At 67.7% G+C, this 19,777-nt stretch carries 18 protein-coding genes; 10 read left to right on the top strand and 8 right to left on the bottom strand.

What is annotated here, in order from left to right:
* Positions 1-7 precede the first annotated feature (7 nt).
* The 3 genes from BMY25_RS09715 to BMY25_RS09705 are packed head-to-tail and all read right to left on the bottom strand — an operon-like array spanning position 8 to position 2,816.
* Positions 8-955: an SDR family oxidoreductase gene (locus tag BMY25_RS09715; protein WP_238858255.1), complete on the bottom strand. Its 948-nt coding sequence runs from the start codon at positions 953-955 to the stop codon at positions 8-10.
* Positions 955-2,124, bottom strand: coding sequence for a tRNA epoxyqueuosine(34) reductase QueG (queG, locus tag BMY25_RS09710; protein WP_092496562.1), 1,170 nt, complete (start codon positions 2,122-2,124; stop codon positions 955-957). The genes BMY25_RS09715 and queG overlap by 1 nt, the downstream gene beginning before the upstream one ends.
* Positions 2,121-2,816 carry a glutathione S-transferase family protein gene (locus BMY25_RS09705; protein ID WP_092496446.1) on the bottom strand — a complete coding sequence of 232 codons (696 nt, stop codon included), beginning with the start codon at positions 2,814-2,816 and terminating at the stop codon, positions 2,121-2,123. The genes queG and BMY25_RS09705 overlap by 4 nt, the downstream gene beginning before the upstream one ends.
* 110 nt (positions 2,817-2,926) lie before the next feature.
* Between BMY25_RS09705 and BMY25_RS09700 the strand changes: the two genes are divergently transcribed.
* Positions 2,927-3,733 carry an undecaprenyl-diphosphate phosphatase gene (locus BMY25_RS09700; protein ID WP_092496445.1) on the top strand — a complete coding sequence of 269 codons (807 nt, stop codon included), beginning with the start codon at positions 2,927-2,929 and terminating at the stop codon, positions 3,731-3,733.
* Positions 3,734-3,739: 6 nt separating this feature from the next.
* Here BMY25_RS09700 and BMY25_RS09695 read toward each other — a convergent pair whose 3' ends face one another.
* The 4 genes from BMY25_RS09695 to cysQ all read right to left on the bottom strand — a co-directional run bounded on the left by BMY25_RS09695 (position 3,740) and on the right by cysQ (position 7,407).
* Entirely contained in the window at positions 3,740-4,708 is a 969-nt protein-coding gene (locus tag BMY25_RS09695; RefSeq protein ID WP_092496561.1) for a complex I NDUFA9 subunit family protein, read from the bottom strand.
* Positions 4,709-4,807: 99 nt separating this feature from the next.
* Entirely contained in the window at positions 4,808-5,674 is an 867-nt protein-coding gene (locus BMY25_RS09690; RefSeq protein WP_092496444.1) for a TrmH family RNA methyltransferase, read from the bottom strand.
* Complete coding sequence (locus BMY25_RS09685) at positions 5,671-6,549, bottom strand: class I SAM-dependent methyltransferase (protein WP_092496443.1); 879 nt, start codon at positions 6,547-6,549, stop codon at positions 5,671-5,673. Before BMY25_RS09685 ends, BMY25_RS09690 begins: the two co-directional genes overlap by 4 nt.
* Before the next feature lie 3 nt (positions 6,550-6,552).
* Positions 6,553-7,407, bottom strand: coding sequence for a 3'(2'),5'-bisphosphate nucleotidase CysQ (cysQ, locus tag BMY25_RS09680; RefSeq protein ID WP_092496442.1), 855 nt, complete (start codon positions 7,405-7,407; stop codon positions 6,553-6,555).
* A gap of 166 nt (positions 7,408-7,573) precedes the next feature.
* Between cysQ and BMY25_RS21440 the strand changes: the two genes are divergently transcribed.
* From BMY25_RS21440 to BMY25_RS09650, 6 genes are all read left to right on the top strand, one after another.
* On the top strand, positions 7,574-8,566 hold the full coding sequence (locus BMY25_RS21440; protein ID WP_092496560.1) for an SRPBCC family protein: 993 nt from the start codon (positions 7,574-7,576) through the stop codon (positions 8,564-8,566).
* A gap of 21 nt (positions 8,567-8,587) precedes the next feature.
* Positions 8,588-9,091: a (2Fe-2S)-binding protein gene (locus BMY25_RS09670; RefSeq protein ID WP_092496441.1), complete on the top strand. Its 504-nt coding sequence runs from the start codon at positions 8,588-8,590 to the stop codon at positions 9,089-9,091.
* 9 nt (positions 9,092-9,100) lie between these two features.
* Positions 9,101-9,919, top strand: coding sequence for an FAD binding domain-containing protein (locus BMY25_RS09665; protein ID WP_092496440.1), 819 nt, complete (start codon positions 9,101-9,103; stop codon positions 9,917-9,919).
* Positions 9,920-9,941: 22 nt separating this feature from the next.
* Entirely contained in the window at positions 9,942-11,738 is a 1,797-nt protein-coding gene (ggt, locus tag BMY25_RS09660; RefSeq protein WP_092496439.1) for a gamma-glutamyltransferase, read from the top strand.
* 71 nt (positions 11,739-11,809) lie between these two features.
* Entirely contained in the window at positions 11,810-14,251 is a 2,442-nt protein-coding gene (gene hrpB / locus BMY25_RS09655) for an ATP-dependent helicase HrpB (protein ID WP_092496438.1), read from the top strand.
* Positions 14,252-14,305: 54 nt separating this feature from the next.
* Complete coding sequence (locus BMY25_RS09650) at positions 14,306-15,310, top strand: GDP-mannose 4,6-dehydratase (RefSeq protein ID WP_092496437.1); 1,005 nt, start codon at positions 14,306-14,308, stop codon at positions 15,308-15,310.
* A 10-nt stretch (positions 15,311-15,320) separates the two neighbouring features.
* On the opposite strand, the gene glk is transcribed toward BMY25_RS09650, so the two are convergent.
* Positions 15,321-16,376, bottom strand: coding sequence for a glucokinase (gene glk, locus BMY25_RS09645; RefSeq protein WP_428976954.1), 1,056 nt, complete (start codon positions 16,374-16,376; stop codon positions 15,321-15,323).
* 133 nt (positions 16,377-16,509) lie between these two features.
* On the opposite strand from glk, the gene BMY25_RS09640 reads away from it, so the two are divergent.
* The 3 genes from BMY25_RS09640 (at position 16,510) to BMY25_RS09630 (ending at position 19,759) form a co-directional block, all read left to right on the top strand.
* A complete protein-coding gene (locus tag BMY25_RS09640; RefSeq protein WP_238858263.1) occupies positions 16,510-17,502 on the top strand; it encodes a BMP family lipoprotein in 993 nt (330 codons plus the stop codon).
* 89 nt (positions 17,503-17,591) lie between these two features.
* Entirely contained in the window at positions 17,592-18,191 is a 600-nt protein-coding gene (locus tag BMY25_RS09635; RefSeq protein ID WP_092496435.1) for a CAP domain-containing protein, read from the top strand.
* Positions 18,188-19,759 (top strand): ABC transporter ATP-binding protein, encoded by a 1,572-nt coding sequence (locus BMY25_RS09630; protein WP_092496434.1) that lies wholly within the window; start codon positions 18,188-18,190, stop codon positions 19,757-19,759. Before BMY25_RS09635 ends, BMY25_RS09630 begins: the two co-directional genes overlap by 4 nt.
* Positions 19,760-19,777: the final 18 nt, after the last annotated feature.

The raw sequence follows: 19,777 nt of genomic DNA, 5'->3' as shown, positions 1-19,777 counted from the left end.
GCCTTGATCACATCGAATTTATGCCCGTGCTTTCCATTTCCTGAGCGTCGTCCGAAGTCTCTGTCCCGTTACGGGACGGTTGCTCTTCTTGCAGGATGGCGGCGAGACCCTCGCGATAGGTCGGATAGGCGAGATCCACGCCGAGAACGTCTTTGATCTTCTGGTTTCGGACCCGCTTGTTCTCGCCGTAGAAACTGCGAGCCATCGGGGACATCTCCGCTTCCTCGAAGGCGATGGCCTCCGGTGGCTCGACGCCGAGGAGAGCTGCCGCGTGTCCGATCACGTCCTGAGGCGGGGCCGGCTCGTCGTCGCTGGCGTTGAAGATTCCCTCGGCCCCACGGACGAAGGCCGCCTCGGTGATGGCCGCGATATCGTCGGCATGGATGCGGTTGAAGAGCTGGTCGGGCTTGACGATGCGCCGCGCCTTGCCGGACCGCACCTTTTCGAACGGGCCGCGGCCGGGACCATAGATGCCTGCCAGGCGGATGATCGCGACGTGAATTCCGGTCTCCAGCGCGAAGAGCTCCCAGCCGGCTTCCGCCGAAACGCGCTGGCGCGAGCGATCCGAGACGGGACGGCAGGGAGTCGCCTCGTCGACCCAGTCGCCCCCGTGGTCGCCATAGACGCCGACGGTGGAGAGATAGACGACGGCTCGGGGACGGGCGGCGGCGAGATCCTGGCGGAAATGGTTGAGCACGGGATCGCCCGTCTCGCCCGGTGCGATCGAGATGAGGACCAGATCGGCCTCGGCCAAGGCGTTCGAGACGGCTTCGCTCCGGCCTTTTCCGTCATAGACCAGGGGCCGGATGCCTTCCGATCGAAGTCCGGTGGCGTGAGAGGTCTCGCGCGTCGTCCCGGTGATCGCCCCGAGTTCCGGCCGCATCCGCTTCGCCACCGCGCGGGCCGAGTATCCCGCGCCAAAGAGGAAAAGGCGCGTTCCGTCTCTGTCTTCCACTAGGCAGCCTCTTGTTCAGCCTCATCGTCGCCGCGCAGCCATTCCGCCCTCACCTCGGGCTCGGCTTCATCGGTGAGGTGACGTTCGCGCAGAAATGCGGCACGAGCGGGATCGAGCCGTCGGAGTGCCCAGACGGCCATCGCGCGAACGGCCGGGGCGGCATCCTCCAGCAACCGGACGGCCTCATCGGCGAGCCCCGTCTCGCCGGAATTGCCGATCGCGATCAGCACATTGCGGACGAACCGGTCGCGGCCGATCCGCTTCACCGGCGAGCCGGAGAAGAAGGTGCGGAATGTCGCATCGTCCAGCCGGGAAAGCTCCCGCAGCGACGGCGCAAGCAGATCCTCGCGCGCCATCAGCTTTATCTGGCGTGAAGCCTCGGCGAACTTGTTCCACGGGCAGGCGGCGAGGCAATCGTCGCAGCCGTAGATACGATTGCCGATCAGCGGCCGCAGCGCCGGGTCGATCGGTCCGGCATGCTCGATGGTGAGATAGGAGATGCAGCGCCGGGCATCGAGCCGGTAGGGGGCGGGGAAAGCGTCGGTCGGGCAGGCCGAAAGGCAGGCGCTGCAGGAGCCGCAGCGCGTGTCGCCCGCGTCGTCGGGCGGCAGGTCCGCCGTCGTGAAGATCGAACCCAGGAACAGCCAGGAGCCGAGCTCGCGCGAAACGAGGTTGGTGTGCTTGCCCTGCCAGCCGAGCCCGGCCGCCTCGGCGAGCGGCTTCTCCATGACGGGGGCGGTATCCACGAAGACCTTCACGTCCGCCCCCGCGCGGGCGGCGAAGCGCGTGGCGATCCGCTTCAGCGCGCCCTTGATGAGGTCGTGATAGTCGCGGTTGCGGGCATAGACGGAGATGTTGCCGACATCGGGCCGCAGAAGGTTCTCGCGCGGATCGTGCTCCGGCCCGTAATTCATGCCGAGCATGATTACCGAACGCACTTCTGGCCACAGCACCGAGGGCGAGCCGCGCCTGTCGGCGGTCTCGTCCATCCAGCCCATCGAGCCGTGGTGCCCGTCGGCCAGCGCCGCGCGCAGGCGGTCGGGGGCGAGGGGAATTGCGTCGGGGCGGGCGATGCCGAGGGCATCGAAGCCTTCCTCGGCGGCAAGGTCCGCGATGAGACGGCGCAACTTTTGCCGAGCGGCCCCGCTTTGCGGCGCGGCCCCGCTCAGAAGTCCAGGTCGGCGTAATGCTCCGGCGGACGCATCCCGAAGAGCTGGTCCGCCAGAAGCGGCCGGAACGTCGGACGCGACTTCAGGCGCATGTACCAGACCTTCGCTTCGCCGGCTTCCTCCCATGGAACCTCGTTCAGGTAATCGGCAACGGAGAGCGCGGCGGCTGCTGCGAGATCGGCGTAGCTGATCCGGTCGCCGGCCAGCCAGTTCCGCTGCTCCAGAATATGGTCAATATAGGCCAGATGCGTGCGGATGTTCAGTCTTGCCGCGCGGAGAAGTCGCGAATCCGGCGCGCTGCTGCCGTTGTTGCTGCGCGCGCGCTGCCGCTTCACGACCTTTTCTTCCACGATATAGCCGGTGACGTCCTCCTCGAACTTCACCAGGAACCATTCCGTCAGCCGGCGGATCTCGCCGCGCTGCTCGGCATTGGGGGGCAGCAGCCGGCGCTCGGCGAGGGCGAAGCCGTGGGTTTCGTCCAGATATTCCGAAACGGCCCAGGCGCCGCAGATCGGCGCGCCCTCGTTCTCGAAGAGCACGGGAAGGGTGCCCGCCGGGTTCAGCATCAGGAACTCTTCCCGCCGCTCCCAGAACTTCTCCTCGACGAGTTCCGGAACGATCTCGCACTCGCCAAGGATCAACCGGGTGAAGCGGGAGGCGACGGACAGGGGATAGTGAACGAGCGTGATCATTCGACGATGCTGGTTTGAAAGGAGGAGTGCCGATAAGCCGCTAGGGCGGAGCCGATAGAAGATGGTAGATGCGCGCGGAGATTGCCCGATTCGGGTGGCGAGAGGCGCGCATGCACGCACAGGACATCATCCAGGCAATCATCCTCGGCCTCGTGGAAGGCCTGACGGAATTCATCCCGGTCTCCTCTACAGCTCATCTCCTGCTTGTGCGGCAATTCTTGGGCTTCCAGGGTGGAGGACCGGCTTTTGACGTGCTGATCCAGCTGGGGGCGATCCTGGCGATCCTGCTTGTCTACTTCGAGCGGCTCTGGCGTGTCGTCGTGCAACTGCCGACCAACCCGGCGGCCCGGCGTTTCGTGCTGTCGATCCTGATCGGCTTCCTGCCGGCGGCCATCCTCGGCATGCTGACGCACAATTTCATCGAGACGGTGCTGTTCAACGCAACCACGGTGATCTGCCTGGCGCTGATCATCGGCGGTGTCGCGCTGCTGCTGCTCGATCGTCTCAATATTGAAAAGGTCTACCAGAGCGCGATGCACTATCCGCTGGGCCTCGCCTTCATCATCGGCGTGTTCCAGTGCCTGGCGCTGGTTCCCGGCGTATCCCGCTCCGGCGCGACGATCGCGGGCGCGCTCCTGATGGGCTGCGACAAGCGGTCGGCGGCCGAATACTCGTTCTTCCTGGCGATCCCCGTGATGGTCGGCGCCTTCGTCCTCGACAGCTACAAGCATCGCGGCGACCTTTCCGGCAACGATGTCGGACTGATCGCCATAGGCTTCGTGACGGCGTTCATCTCGGCGCTCTTCGTCGTGCGCAAGCTGCTCGCCTTCGTGTCGCGCCATGGCTTTGCTCCGTTCGCCTGGTGGCGCATCGTGATCGGCCTTCTCGGGCTTGCAGCCGTGTGGATCGGGGCCTGAGCGAGGTCAGGCTGCGATCTTGGTGAACTGGCCGGCCTGACGGAAGCGCTGGAGATAGGTGGGCAGGATCACTTCCAGCGCGGTGGGCTCGACGCCGAGGCCGCGCAGCGTCAGCTCTTCCGCCACCGCTTGCGCCGAGACGATGTTGTCATGGCGCAGCATGCGGACCTGATCCGGCGTCAGCGGGCCCATGCCCAGTGCGCCGCCGAGCTTCGCCATCGTGCCCGCCAGGCTGAAGGGGACGTTCATGAAGTGCCGCTTGCGCTGCGTCACTTCCAGCATCAACTCCATGCATTCGCGGAACGTCAGGACTTCCGGGCCTCCCAGCTCGTAGATCGCACCGGGGCGAGCCTGACCGTCGACCGCGCGGGCGATCGCCTCGCCGACATCGGCCGCATAGACCGGCTGGAAGCGCGTCGCGCCGCCGCCGATCAGCGGCAGGAACGGCGCGATCCGCGCCATGGAGGCGAAGCGATTGAAGAACTCGTCTTCCGGCCCGAAAACCAGCGAAGGCCGCATCACGACCGCGTCTGGCAGGGCGGAGAAGACGTTCTGCTCGCCGGCCGCCTTGGACCGCTGGTAGCCCGAGGCGCCCTGCGCGTCCGCTCCGATGGCGGAAACGTGGACCATCTTCTGCACGCCGGCATCGCGGCTCGCCTCGGCGATGGCGCCCGCGCCGGCGGCATGCAGAGCCTCGAAGGACTGCCGGCCGGAGGGCGACAGGATGCCCACGCAATTGACGACGGCGACGGCGCCGGAAACCGCCCGCTCCACCGATTCACGATAGCGCAGGTTCGCCTGCACGCCCCTGATCTGCCCCACGGTGCCCAGCGGCTGCAGGAAACCGGCGAGATCGGGACGGCGAACGGCGACGCGGATGCGATAGCCGCGCCTGGCGAGCGAGCGCACGACATAGCGGCCGAGAAAGCCCGAGCCACCGAAAACCGTGACCAACGGATCGGTCGTGTCTGACATGAATGAGGACGGAGCGGTCATGACTTCCCTCGGGAGGATGCGATCCGCGCTGATGTATAGCGGCGGCTGCGGGGTGTATAGGGCGGCGGAAGGCTTGCGTCACCTCAATGTCGTACGCAAGGCTTCATAGATCATTAACCCGGTGGAAACGGCGAGATTGAGCGAATCCGCCCGCCCGCGCATCGGGATCTTCACCAGTTCGTCGCAGGCGTCCGCCAGATCGACGGTGAGGCCCTGCTGCTCGTTGCCCATGAGGAGGAGGGTGGGCGCATCGTAGCGCGCCGCCCGGTAATCCATGGTCTTGGCGGAGAGATGCGTGCCGACGAGGTGCAGCTTGCGCCGGCGCACATGCGACAGAAACGCCTCTTCCGAGATCTTCGCCATGGGCACGTGGAAGATGGATCCCATCGTGGCGCGCACCGTCTCGGAGGCGAAGGGATCGCAGCAATGGCCGACCAGCGCGACACCGGCGACACCAGCCGCGTCGGCCGTGCGCAGGATCGTGCCGAGATTGCCGGGATCGCGAACGCGGTCGAGCGCCACCCAGAGCCCGCCCTCGCCGACCGAGGAAGCCGGGGCGAAATGCTGACGGAAGATGCCGATCACCGTTTGCGGATTGTCGCGCCGGGCGATCTTTTCCAGCACGAGAGCGGAAACCTCCATCACCGTCGCGCCGGCCGTCTTGGCGCGGGCGGCAAGCTGGCCGATCGCCTCGTCGCCGGCGAGTTCATCGCCATAGACCAGCGTCTCGATGGGCCAGTCGCCGTCCATGGCGTCGCGGACGAGCTTCTGCCCTTCCGCGATGAAGAGGCTCTTTTCGTCGCGGAACTTCTTCTGCTGCAGGTTGCGGATGTCCTTCACCAGCGGATTGGTGAGGCTGGTCACGCGCTTGAAGCTGCCCTGCCGGGGCCGGTCGGGGTGGTGTCGGTGGCCGTCAGGCAGGCCGTCGTGGCGGTCGTCGGTCATGGCGCGGTCCAGCGGCAGAAGAGGGAGGTGGGCAGCAATCCGCCGTTCTCGTCGCGAAGCGCCAGTTCGCCGGCCTCGACGCCGGGGCCGAATACTTCCTCCGAGAGGCGGTGCAGCGCCAGAAACGAGGCGCGGATCGCATAGGCAGTCAGGATGATGAAGCCTCCGGGCTTCACCAGATCGCGGCAAAGCGTCAGGATTTCCGGCAGGCTCTGGAAGATGTCCCAGATCTCGCCCTTGGGGCCGCGCCCATATTTCGGCGGATCGAGCAGGATGCCGTCATAACGGCTGCCGCGCCTGACCTCGCGCTGGGCGTATTTCATCGCATCCTCGCAGATCCAGCGGATCGGCTTGTCGTCGAGGCCGGCCAGCGTCTGGTTGTCGCGCGCCCAGGCGATCGCCTTCTTGGACGCGTCGATATGGGTCACCTGCGCGCCGGCCCTGGCCGCGACCAGCGAGGCGATGCCGGTATAGCCGAAGAGGTTGAGGATGGACGGCTGGCCGCTCGCCGCCTCGATCCGCTCGCGCATGAAGCGCCAGTGCGGCTCCTGCTCGGGGAAGATGCCGACATGGCGGAAAGAGGTGAAGCGGCAGGAAAACTTCAGGTCGCCCTCCGCGCTCACCCAGTCCTCCGCCAGCCCCTCGCGCCGCTTCCAGCGCCCGGCGCCCTCCTCGTCCACGTCGCCGGTGAAGATGGCGTCGGCGCGTGCCCATTCCGCGTCGGACAGGCGAGGGGACCAGATCGCCTGCTCTTCCGGCCGGTTCAGCACCAGCGGGCCGAAGCGCTCCAGCTTGCGGCCGTGGCCGCTGTCGAGCAAGCGGTAGCCGCCGAACGGTTCGGCGACGAGGATGGAGGGCGTGAGGTCGGACGGCATCGGTCAGGCCGCCTCTGCCAGCGACAGGCGCGTGAGCACCGAAAGGTCTCCCAGCGCGAAATAATCGGGGTTGCGGAAGTTTTCGACGCCGGGGCGGTCGGTCTTGCCGTAGAGCAGCGGCTTGCCGTCGCGCGTCACGACCATGCCGCCTGCCGCGCGCAGCACGGCGTCGCCGGCCGCCGTGTCCCATTCCATCACCGAGCCGATGCGGGGGTAAAAGTCGGCCTCGCCCTCCGCGACCAGACAGAATTTCAGCGAGGAGCCGATGGAGCGGCGCGTTTGCGCGGCGGTACGGCCGATCATCTCTTCCGTCTCCGGGTTGGAATGCGAGCGGCTCGCCACCACGACGGGAGCATCCGGCCAGTCGCGCACGCGGATCGGCCGCCAGTCCGCGATCTCGCCGCAGCCCGCATCGACGCTTCCGGCGAATGCCTTCGTCCCACCGCCGGCATAGGCGCGGCCGATCGCCGGGGCGAGCACCACGCCCAGCACGGGCACCCGGTCCTCGATCAGGGCGATGTTGACGGTGAACTCGCCGTTGCGGGCGATGAATTCCTTGGTGCCGTCTAGCGGGTCGACCAAAAAGAAGCGGCCCGCCACTTCCGGCACATGGCCCTCAGCGTAGGATTCCTCCGCCACGACCGGTATGTCCGGAAACGCTTCGGCAAGGGCGGCGAGGATGGCCTCTTCCGCCGCGCGATCGGCGATGGACACCGGCGAGGCGTCGGCCTTTCGCTCTACCACGAAGTCGGTCTGGTAGATCGCCATCGCCGCCCGGCCGCCGGCAAGCGCTGCCTGGACAAGAGTGTTGAGGTCGCTGTCGAACGGTTCGGTATTCTGGGAGGAGATCGGAGCCATGCGGCCTTTTAGCCGCTGAAGACGCCTGCGCCAACGGCGAAGACGAGGCATTCGAAGCTTTCGAAAGGAACCTTTTGCCGGCCAATCGTTGTTGTTCTTCCAGACATTCGAGTTGATAAGCCGGTTGGCGGCCAAGGCCGTCCGGCAGGTGGGCAAGGAGCAAGGCATGGAACTCAGAGGCGAATACCGGATCCCGCTACCCCGCGAGGACGTCTGGGCCCTCCTCAACGATCCCGAAGTGCTGCGCGATTGCCTGCCGGGCTGCGAAAGCCTCGAGCGCACCGGCGATGGCGGTTTCGCCGCGAAAGTCACTACGAAGATCGGCCCGGTGAAGGCGACCTTCAACGGCACGGTGACGCTGTCCGGCCTCAATCCGCCCACCAGCTACACCATCTCCGGCGAGGGCAAGGGCGGCGTGGCCGGGTTCGCCAGCGGCAACGCCGACGTGAATCTGGCCGAAGAGGATGGCGGCACGGTGCTCACCTATGTCGCCAACGCGCAGGTGGGCGGCAAGCTGGCGCAGCTGGGCTCGCGGCTGATCGACGCCACCGCCAAGAAGCTGGCCGACCAGTTCTTCAGCTGTCTTGCCGCCAGGGCCGGCGTCTCGATCGACGTCACGGGAGCCGACGACGCGTTCACGGCCGAAGCGACGCCTGGCGCCGAGGGTGTGAGCGGCGAGCCTGTTGGAGGCGTCGGCACCAGCGGCGCGTTCGGAACCGCCCCGGCGGGAACGCTGACGCCGGGAAGCATTCCCGTGGAGCTCCTGCCGGGGGCGACGATCCCGCCGGCCGGCACGGGCGTTCCCATCATCCCGGAAGCTGTTCCCGCCAATATTCCGGCCGAGATCCCTGACGTAACGCTGGAAGACCGGCAGTCGGCGCGCTCCGTGGCTCGCGACGCGCCGCCGGCCACCGTCGCCGGTTTCGCGGGCCGCTCCATTCCCGACGGCGAATTTCGCGGCGATGCGCTGGATGCGGCGGAGGAACCCCTTCCTGAGGATCTGGAGCCCTCGGCCAGTGGCGAGCGGGTCGACGAGGCCGCGAACGAGATCGAAAACGAGATCGAGGGCAAGGCAGCCATCGGCTTCCTGGGCGGTCCCTACGTCTGGGGTCTCATCGTGCTTGTCGTTCTCGGCGTGATCTGGTTCGTTATGTTCTGAGATCCGGCCGGTGGAGCAGGCATGGCACGCGTGAAGCTGACGGTGAACGGGAGCGAGGTCTCCCGCGAGGTGGAGGACCGGACGCTGCTGGTGCAGTTCCTGCGCGACCATCTTGGCCTGACCGGCACCCATGTCGGCTGCGACACGTCGCAGTGCGGCGCCTGCGTGGTGCATCTGGACGGCCATGCCGCGAAGTCCTGCACCATCCTGGCCGTCCAGGCGGCCGGGGCTTCAGTCACCACCATCGAGGGACTGGCGGACGGCGACCGCCTGCATCCGGTGCAGGCGGCCTTTCGCGAGCATCACGGCCTGCAATGCGGCTTCTGCACCCCGGGCATGATCATGACGGCGGTCGACATGATCAATCGTCACGCGGGCCGGCTTGACGAGAAAACGGTCCGCCACGAGCTGGAAGGTAATATCTGCCGCTGCACGGGCTACCAGAACATCGTCAAGTCGGTGCTGGCCGCCGCAGACGAGATGCGGCCGGGGCTTTCGCTTTCCGGCCTGCAGGCGGCGGAGTAGGGGCGGCCCATGTATCCGACGACCTATCATCGCCCGAGCAGCCTCGCGGAGGCGTCACGTCTTTTCGCGGAGGCCGGCGACGCGGCCTATATCTCCGGCGGCCATACGCTGCTTCCGGCGATGAAGACGCGGCTCGCGGCCCCGGAAAACCTGATCGACCTACGCCACGTGCCGGAATTGCGCGGCATCGAGGTCACTTCCGAGAATGTCTCGATCGGCGCGGGGACCACGCATCACGCGGTGAGCCAGTCCGGCGCGATCCGGCAGGCGATCCCGACGCTTGCCGCCATGGCCGGGACGATCGGCGACGCGGCCGTCCGCACTCTCGGCACGATCGGCGGCTCGGTGGCCAACAACGATCCCGCCGCCGATTATCCCGCCGCGGTGCTGGCGCTCTCGGGCACGATCATCACGGACCGCCGCACGATCCCGGCCGACGCGTTTTTTCGCGGGCTCTACGAAACGGCGCTGGAGGAGGGCGAGATCGTCACCCGCCTCTCCTTCCGCCTGCCGGAGGCGGCAGGCTACGCCAAGTTCCGCAATCCCGCGTCGCGATATCCCATGGCTGGCGTTTTCATCGCGCGTCATCGTGGCGGCGAGGTCCGGGTCGCGGTAACCGGAGCCGGCAATGACGGCGTCTTCCGCGTGCCCGAGATGGAAGCGGCGCTGGCCCGGGACTTCTCCGCCGGCGCGCTGAAGGGCATCACGGTCTCGCCGGCCGCCATGCTTTCCGACATTCACGGCACAGCCGCCTACCGCGCCAACCTCGTCGGCGTCATGGCCCGGCGGGCGATGGAGAACCTGGGCTCGGCCGTTGCCATCGACTGAGCGGAAGTCCCTGACCCTTTTCATGCATCCTCGTTCAAGCCTGCCGAAAGTTCCGTTCTTGCGCGCACTCCTCGTTCTCGCTCTCTCGCTAGGTCTCGCTTCCCCGGCCTTTGCCGAGCAGGCGAGCGATCTCGTTTCCCCGGAGCGCTCCACTGTGAGCGTGCCGGTCGATGCGGTGCAGGCGCGCCAGCCGGTCCATGCGGCGCACTGGATGGTGGCCGTCGCCAATCCGATCGCGGCCGAAGCCGGCGCGGAGGTGCTGCGCAAGGGCGGCAACGCCGCCGACGCGACCGTGGCGATCCAGACCGTGCTGGGGCTGGTCGAGCCACAATCCTCCGGCCTCGGCGGTGGCGGCTTCCTGCTTTACTGGGACGCCGCCCGGCGCCGCCTCACCACATTCGATGCGCGCGAAACCGCGCCGGCGGCCGCCACGCCGCAGCTCTTCCTCGACGAGCACGGCGCGCCCCTGCAGTTCTATGACGCCGTGGTCGGCGGCCGCTCGGTCGGCGCACCCGGAACCCCGCGTCTTCTCGAACTGCTGCATAACCGATACGGGCGACTGGCGTGGCCGGACCTCTTCGGCAAGGCCATCGATCTCGCCGAAAAAGGCTTCGTCGTCTCGCCGCGGCTGGCCGGCGAGATCAAGGGCGACGAGCAGCGGCTCGCCCGCTTCGACGGTACGCGCAACTACTTCCTGAAGAAGGACGGCACCGGCATCGACGCCGGCACGACGCTGACAAACCCTGCTTATGCCGCCACGCTGAAGAAGATCCGGGATGGCGGGGCGGAGGCCTTCTACAAGGGCGCGATTGCCGACGACATCGCTCGCACGGTGCAGCATGCACCCGGCAATCCGGGCGTTCTCTCCGTGCAGGATCTCGCAACCTATCAGGTCAAGGAGCGCGAGCCGGTCTGCGAACCCTATCGCGGCTACCGCGTCTGCGGCATGGGTCCGCCGTCCTCCGGCGGCATCGCGATCGGCCAGATCCTCGGCCTGCTCTCGCATTTCGACCTGGCGAAGCTCGGGCCGGACGATCCGCAGAGCTGGCAGCTCATGGGCGACGCGACCCGGCTCGCTTATGCCGACCGCGAGCGCTTCGTCGCCGACAGCGATTTCCTGCCGGTTCCCACGCAGGGCCTGCTCGATCCCGTCTACCTCGCCAAACGCGCGGCGCTTCTGAAGGCGGGCACGCGGCTGGACAAGGCGGAAGCAGGCAGCCCGGAATGGGACCACGCGATGAACACCGGCGACGGGAACGCGCTGGAACTGCCTTCCACCAGCCATTTCGTCGTCGTCGACCAGTGGGGCAACATCGTTTCCATGACGACCACGATCGAGAACGAGTTCGGCTCGCGGCTGATGGTGGACGGTTTCCTGCTCAACAACGAGCTGACGGATTTCTCCTTCAAGACGCGTGACGGCGACCGCCCGGTGGCCAATCGCGTGGAGCCCGGCAAGCGGCCGCGCTCCACCATGGCTCCCACCGTGGTGCTGAAGGACGGCAAGCCGGTGCTGGCCCTGGGTTCGCCCGGTGGCGCGATGATCGTGCCCTTCGTGGCGGAGGCGCTGGTCGCAAATCTCGATTGGGGCATGGACCTGCAGAAGGCGGTGAGCCTGCCGCATGCCATGAACCGCTCCGGCGCGTTCGAGCTGGAAGCCGGCACGCAGGCGGCGAAGCTCGGCGATGCCCTGAAAAGGCTCGGCTACGACGTGAAGGTGGAGGACATGAATTCCGGCCTTCACGCCATCGCCATCGGGCCGGACGGGCTGACCGGCGCGGCCGATCCCCGGCGCGAGGGCGTCGCCATCGGCGAATGACGGGCGGCGGTCGCGGCTTCGGTGCCATTCGGCATCTGGAAGCCTGACGCCCGCGACCGTATAAGCCGCCCATGCTTTCCGTCGAAGACGCGCTTTCCGAACTCCTGGCCGTGCTCGATCACGCGCCGTCCGCCGTGCTGGTGGCACCGCCCGGCGCGGGCAAGACGACGCGTGTGCCGCCGGCTCTGCTGAATGCCGGCTGGCGCGGCGACGACCGCATCATCGTGGTGGAACCCCGGCGGATCGCGGCCAAGGCGGCGGCGCGCCGGATCGCCGAGGAGCGCGGCGAGGAGGCGGGCCAGACGGTCGGCTTCCGCGTCCGCAACGAGACGGCTGTGTCCGGCCGTACCCGCATCGAACTCGTGACGGCGGGCGTCTTCGTCCGCATGATCCTCGACGATCCCGCGCTGGAGGGTATCGCGGCCGTGCTCTTCGACGAGGTGCACGAGCGCGGCGTCGATATGGATCTGGGGCTTGCACTGGCCATCGACGCGCAGGCTGGGCTCCGCGACGATCTCCGGCTTCTCGCCATGTCGGCGACGATGGACGGCGCGCGCTTCGCCGCTCTGCTCGGCGGCGCGCCGGTGGTGGAAAGCCGGGGCCGGCTCTTTCCCATCGAGACGCATTATCTCGGCTCCGACCCCCTGCTTCGCATCGAGGATCGCGTCGCCCGCGCCGTGCGCAAGGGGCTGGCCGAGGAGACGGGCAGCGTGCTGGCCTTCCTCCCCGGGCAGGGCGAGATCCTGCGCACCGTGGAACGCCTGGAAGGGAAGCTGCCGGCCAACGTGACGCTGGCGCCGCTTTATGGGGCAATGGATGCGCGGGCGCAGGATGCGGTGATCCGCCCCGCGTCGGCCGGGCGGCGCAAGGTCGTGCTGGCGACGGCGATCGCGGAAACGTCGTTGACCATCGAAGGCGTGCGGCTGGTGGTCGACAGCGGCCTCGCCCGCCGGCCGCGCTACGATCCGGGCTCCGGCCTGTCGCGGCTTGAAACCGTGCGCGTCTCGCAGGCGGCAGCCGATCAGCGGCGCGGCCGCGCCGGCAGGACCGAGCCCGGTGTGTGCTACCGGCTCTGGGACGAACCGCAGACGGCGGCCCTTCCGGCTTTCGACCGCCCGGAAATCCTGGAAACGGATCTCTCCGCTTTGGCGATCTCGTTGCTCGCCTGGGGCGTGGAAGACCCGGGCGATCTGCGCTGGCTCGATCCGCCGCCCTCTGCCGCCTTCGCGGAGGCGCTGGATACGCTGGACCGGCTCGGCGCCCGCGCGCCCTCCGGCGGCCTTTCCGCGCACGGACGGCGTTTGGCCGACCTGCCGCTGGCCCCGCGTCTCGCCCATCTCGTGCTGGCGGGCGCGGCCGAAGGGCAGGGCAGGGCGGCGGCAGATATCGCGGCCATCGTCAGCGATCCCGGCCTTGGCGGCCGTGACACGGATCTGCGCCACCGTCTCGACAATCTCCGGCGTGATCGAAGCCCGCGCGGGCGCGACGCCCGGCAGGCAGCTTCACGCTGGGCCGCGCTGGCCGGCGCCCGCAGGGACGAGGCAGCAGACGAGGCGGATACGGCCTCCCTGCTGGCAATGGCCTTCCCCGAGCGCGTGGCACAGCGGCGCGGCGGCCTCGGCCGCTTCCGGCTCGCCAATGGACGCGGCGCCCGGCTGGAGGAAAGCGACGCGCTTGCGAACGCGCCGTTCCTCGCGGTGGGCGACGTGCAGGGCGGCGGCGCGGACGGTCGCATCACCCTGGCCGCGCCGCTCGAGCGCGCCGCCATCGACCGCCTCTTCGGGGGCAGGATCGTGCGGGAGGAGCGGCTTGCCTACGATGCCTCCGCCGATCTCGTGCGGGCGACCCGCGTGGAGCGGCTGGACGCGCTGGTGCTGTCGGAGACGCCGAGCGACAAGGCCGATCCGGCTCATGTGGCGGAGAAGCTGGCGGAGGTCGCGCTGTCCCGCGGCATTGCCACCCTGCCATGGGGCGAAGCGATCGGCCGCTCTCGCGGCCGCATCGCCTTTTTGCGTGCCCGGCAGGGGGAGGCGTGGCCGGATCTTTCCGACGAAGCGCTGGCAGCCCGTCCTGCGGACTGGCTCGTTCCGGCGCTGACGGGCAAGCGGCGGTTGTCCGAGCTCGGGCCCAACGATCTCCGCAATGCGCTGGCCGGCTTGATGCCGTGGGACCGCATGGCCGAGCTGGATCGCCTCGCGCCGGAGAGTTTCACCGCGCCTTCCGGCCGGGTCGGAGCTATCGATTACTCTGGCGGGGAGCCGACCGTTGCCATGGCGGTGCAGAACCTCTTCAGCCTTGCCGTTCATCCGGCGGTACTGGCCGGCGCGGTCCCTATCGTCTTCGAACTCCTGTCGCCGGCCGGCCGCCCGATGCAGGTGACGCGCGACCTGCCGGCCTTCTGGCGCGGCAGCTGGCGCGATGTGCGCGCCGACATGCGCGGGCGCTATCCCAAGCATTCCTGGCCGGAGGACCCGGCAAACGCGCCGGCGCTTGCCGGAGCAAAGAGACGCTAGCCAGACCCGGCGCGGCGTGCCATTGCCGTTGCGGGCAGGGGAAAGGATCGCTGGATGACGATTTTGGTGACGGGAGCGGCCGGGTTCATCGGCTTTCACACGGCCATGCAGCTCCTGGCGCGCGGCGAAAGCGTGCTGGGCATCGACGATCTGAATTCCTATTACACCGTCGCCCTGAAGCGGGCTCGACTGGCCGAGCTGGAGAAAGCCGGCGCCGGAAGGGGAGCCGGGAACTTCCGCTTCGCACAGGTCGATATCGCCGACCGGGCCGCGCTCACTGAGGCCACGACCGGTGCCGGCATCCGCCGCATCGTCCACCTCGCGGCACAGGCGGGCGTCCGCTATTCCCTGCAGAATCCGCACGCCTACGCGCAGGCCAATCTGGTCGGCCATCTCAACATGCTGGAACTGGCGCGCGGCATCGACGGGCTGGAAGCGATGACCTACGCCTCGTCGAGCTCCGTCTATGGCGGCTCGACGCGCATTCCCTTCCGCGAGGACGATCCGGCGGACCAGCCCGTCTCCTTCTATGCGGCGACCAAGCGGTCGAACGAGATGATGAGCTATTCCTACGCCCATCTCTACCGGATCCCGCTGACGGGCCTGCGCTTCTTCACCGTCTACGGTCCGTGGGGCCGGCCGGACATGGCGATGTGGATCTTCACCGACAAGATCCTGCGCGGCGAGCCGGTGCCGGTCTTTGCCGGCGGCACGCTGCAGCGCGACTTCACCTATATCGACGATATCGTGCAGGGCGTCATCGCCACCGTGGACGGTCCCGCCGTAGCGGTCGAAGGCGGCGCGCCGCATCGCATCTACAATATCGGCAACAACCGCCCGGCGGAGGTTCGCCATTTTCTGGCGCTTATCGAGCAGGCGACGGGAAAGCGGGCGATCGTGCAGGACCTGCCGAAGCAGCCGGGCGACGTGGACCGCACCTTCGCCGATATAGGCCGGATCCAGCGCGATCACGGCTTTCAGCCGAAGACCTCGCTGGAAGAGGGCGTGCCGCGCTTCGTGCGCTGGTATCGGGACGCCTGGCTGCCGATCGCAGGCTAGCGCGTCCGGCTCAGCGCCAGCGGCGGCCGTCCAGCGAGACGCCGAAGCGCTCGGGATTTCGCGCGAAGGCGGCGAGGCCCTTCAGCGCCGGATCGGCACCGGTGACGACCCAGGTCGGGAGTTCTGCGACGACCGCCTCATGCGGGGCCTTGGCCTCGAAAGCCCGGCGGAAATCCGGTTCCTGCAGGAATGACAGGATGCGGGGCGGAATGCCGCCGGCGACATAGACGCCGCCGCGCGCCATGAAGATCAGCGCGAGGTCGCCGGCCAGCCGGCCGAGAAAGCGGCAGTAGAGCCGCACGGTGCGGACGCAGACGGGATCGCCGGCCATGGCCTCTTCGGTGATGGAGGCAGGTGTTTCGTGCGTGATCGCTGCGCCGTCCACCCGCGCCACCGCGCGATAAAGGCGGACCAGCCCGCGCCCGCAGAGCAGGGCCTCGGCGGAAATCCGGCCATGTTCGGGCTCCATCACCTCCCAGAGCGGGAATTCGTCGGGCTCCACCGGACCGAAGGACACATGGCCGCCTTCGCCGGGGATCGGAATCCAGCGGTCGGCGGCATGGATCAGGCCCGCGACGCCGAGCCCGGTGCCGGGGCCGAGAACCGCCTTGGCGCCGTTCGCCAAGGGCGAGCCGCCGCCGATCTGGACGAGGTCTTCCGGATCCAGCGAGGTGATGGCCAGAGCCTGCGCCTCGAAATCGTTCAGCAGGATCACGTCGTCGATGGCGGTCGCGGCGATGATGTCGCGCGGGCGTACCTTCCAGGACGCGTTGGTGAGATCGACGCCCTCGCCGTGCACGGGGCCGGCCAGCGCGATCACGGCGGATCGCGGCACGATGCCGGTCGGTCCGACCACGCAGGTCTCGATCGCGGTCTGGATATCCGGATATTCGGCCGTCGGGACATGATCCATCACCAGCGGCGCCGCCTCGGGGCTTTCCAGCAGGGCAAACCGCACGTTCGTGCCGCCGATGTCGCCGATCAGCACGGGGAAGGAGACGGCGTCGGCAGAAGAAGCAACGGTCATGAGGCGGTCGCGGCTGGGGTCGGTTGGTTGCAGATACATTGGACCTCGAGGCTGCGTCAAAGGGTGATAAATTATTCGCGCATAAAGATGATGCGCCGGGCTAAAGACCGTGACAGTCTTGGGCTCATATTGCCGGGCGGGTAAGACCGGCGGCCACGAATGGGGAACGATGATGCGAGTGAAATGGCTGGCCGCGGCGGCTGCGGTCCTGTTTGCGGGAAATGCCTATGCGGCCGAGGTGTCGCCGGCCGTGATCTACGACATCGGCGGCAAGCACGATAAGTCCTTCAACGAATCCGCCTTCGCCGGCGAGGAACAGTTCAAGAAGGACACCGGAATCGGCTACCACGAGTTCGAGATCCAGAACCCGTCCCAGTACGACCAGGCGCTGCGCAACTTCGCCCGCCGCGGCTATCAGCCGATCATCGCCATCGGCTTCTCCCAGGCGCAGGCGCTGGAGAAGGTTTCCAAGGAATTCCCCAAGATCCAGTTCGGCATCGTCGACGCGACCGTCGATGCGCCGAATGTCCGCTCGCTGGTGTTCCGCGAGGAGGAAGGCTCCTACCTCGTCGGCATGCTGGCCGCGCTGAAGAGCGAGACCGGCAAGATCGGCTTCGTCGGCGGCATGGATATTCCGCTGATCCGCAAGTTCGCCTGCGGCTACGTCCAGGGCGCGAAGGCGGTGAACCCGAAGATCGAGATCTTCCAGAACATGGTCGGCACGACCGGCGACGCCTGGAACGATCCGGTGAAGGGCGGCGAACTCGCCAAGAGCCAGCTGAGCCGTGGTGCCGACGTGATCTACACCGCCGCCGGCGCCTCCGGACTCGGCGCGATGCAGGCAGCGGCGGACGCCAAGAAGTACTCCATCGGCGTCGATTCCAACCAGGACGACCTGCATCCGGGCTCCGTGCTCACCTCCATGGTCAAGCATGTCGATACGGCGATCTACAGCGCCAACATGGACATGAAGGACGGCAAGTGGACGGGCGGCGCCAAGGTCCTCGGCCTCAAGGAAAACGGCGTCGGCTACACGTCCGACCAGTACAACAAGGACGTCCTGACCGCCGACATGAAGTCCAAGGCCGACGAAGCCAAGGCCAAGATCATCTCCGGCGAGATCAAGGTCCACGACTACACGGCCGACAATTCCTGCCCGATGTAATCGGACGAAATGCCTCCTCCGCGCCTGCGGGGGAGGCTTGCCAGATTGTCTTTCTTGCGCAATTGCACGCGTGCAAGCCTTCGAGCCGGATGAGACCCGCCCTGTTTCCTGTTCGCTCCCCGTCCCCCGTCGCCGGCACCGCCTCCCGGAGGTTCCGCGCCGCATTCGCCTCTATCGGCCTCGTCATCGGCCTCGGAGCAGCCCTGCCGCTCGCCGGCTGCATCGGCGGCTCCGCCCCGGCCACGCTGCAGACCGCTTCCCCCATGCAGGTGGACGAGAGCACCACTCTGGCGGCGGTGAACGCTTTCCGCGCGAGCCAAGGCATGAAGCCGGTGAAGCTGAGCGCCTCGCTCTCGGCCGCCGCGCGAAGCCAGGCCATGGACATGGCCGCGCATGACACGATGAGCCACAATCTCGGCGGCCAGACGCTGCCGAAGCGTCTGGCCAAAGCGGGTTACGGCTGGCAGGTCGCCGACGAGAATATCGGCGAGGGCTATCCCACCATGGCGGCCGCGATGCTGGGCTGGAAGAATTCGCCCGGTCACCGCAAGAACCTGCTCGATCCCGGCGTGACCGAGATCGGCATCGGCGCGGCCGAGGTCAGCCGGTCGCGTTATCATTATTACTGGTCATTGATCCTGGCGGCACCCGACCAGCGCCGCGTCACCGTCATCGGGGCGGGCTCTTGAGCGCGGTTGCGGGTCAAGGTCAGGGCCAGGGTGAAACCTCCCCGCCGGCGATCGAGCTCGTCGGCATCGACAAGCGGTTCGGTCCGGTCCACGCCAACCGCGACATCAATCTTCGCGTGGAAAAGGGCACGATCCACGGCATCGTCGGCGAGAACGGCGCGGGCAAGTCGACGCTGATGTCGATCCTCTACGGTTTCTATCAGGCGGATTCCGGAATGATCCGGGTCGCCGGCCGCGAGGTGAATATCCGCTCCTCCGATGACGCGATCGACGCCGGCATCGGCATGGTCCACCAGCACTTCATGCTGGTGGAGCCTTTCACGGTGCTGGAAAACGTCATGCTGGGCGTTGAGGGCGGGGCGCTCCTGACGCGCGGCATCGCGAAGGTGCGCGGCGAGCTGAAGCGGCTGGAGCGGGAATATGCGCTGGAGGTCGATCCCGACGCGGTGGTCGGCGAGCTTCCCGTCGGCCTGCAGCAGCGCGTGGAGATCCTGAAGGCGCTCTATCGCGGCGCGGAAACGCTGATCCTCGACGAGCCCACTGGCGTGCTGACCCCGGCGGAAGCCGACCACCTTTTCCGCATCCTCGCGCAGCTCAAGGCCCAGGGCAAAACGGTGATCCTGATCACCCACAAGCTGCGCGAGATCATGGCCATCACCGACGCCGTTTCCGTCATGCGCCGGGGCGAGATCGTTTCCACCGTGGCGACGCGCGAGACGACGCCCGAGCAACTGGCCGAGGCGATGGTCGGCCGCCGCGTGTTGCTGCGCGTCAACAAGGCTCCGGCGCATCCCGGTCGCGAACTGCTGAGCGTGGAGAACCTGACCTTCCGGGACAGCCAGGGCGTGACCCGGCTTTCCGACGTGTCCTTCGGTATTCGCGCCGGCGAGATCGTCGGCATTGCGGGCGTGGCCGGCAACGGCCAGTCGGAGCTGCTGGAGGTGATCGCCGGCATCCGCGCGCCGAGTTCGGGTCGCATCGCGGTGGCCGGGCAGGAGACGGCCGGGACCGGCCGCGCCCTGCTGCCCGCCGAGTTGCGCGGCTGCGGGCTCGCCCATGTGCCGGAAGACCGCCATCGCATGGGCCTCGTCACGGCCTTCGAGGAAAACGAGAACGCGATCCTCGGCTATCACCGCGATCCCGCCTATGGCGGGGGCCCGTTCCTCAGCCGGAACGCTGTGCGCGACGATGCCCGCAAGCGTATCGAGCAATACGATATCCGCCCGCCGAACTGCCGGCTGAAGACCGCCAACTTTTCCGGCGGCAACCAGCAGAAGATCGTACTCGCCCGCGAGATGGAGCGCGATCCGCAGGTGCTGCTGGTGGGGCAGCCGACGCGCGGCGTCGATATCGGCGCGATCGAGTTCATCCACCGCCAGCTGATCGCCATGCGTGACGCGGGCAAGGCGATCCTCGTGGTCTCCGTCGAGCTCGACGAGGTCCGGGCGCTGTCCGACCGGATCCTCGTGATGTTCGATGGCCGCATCGTCGGCGAGCGGATGCCGGACGCCGACGAACAGGAAATCGGCCTGCTGATGGCCGGAATGGACAGCAAGGCTGCGGCCTGACAGGCTGGCGCGTCCGGT

The organism is Faunimonas pinastri (assembly GCF_900110915.1).
GTDB lineage: Bacteria > Pseudomonadota > Alphaproteobacteria > Rhizobiales > Afifellaceae > Faunimonas > Faunimonas pinastri.
Note: the sequence above shows the minus strand (reverse complement) of the source record. Positions and strands in the feature narration are given on the sequence as shown.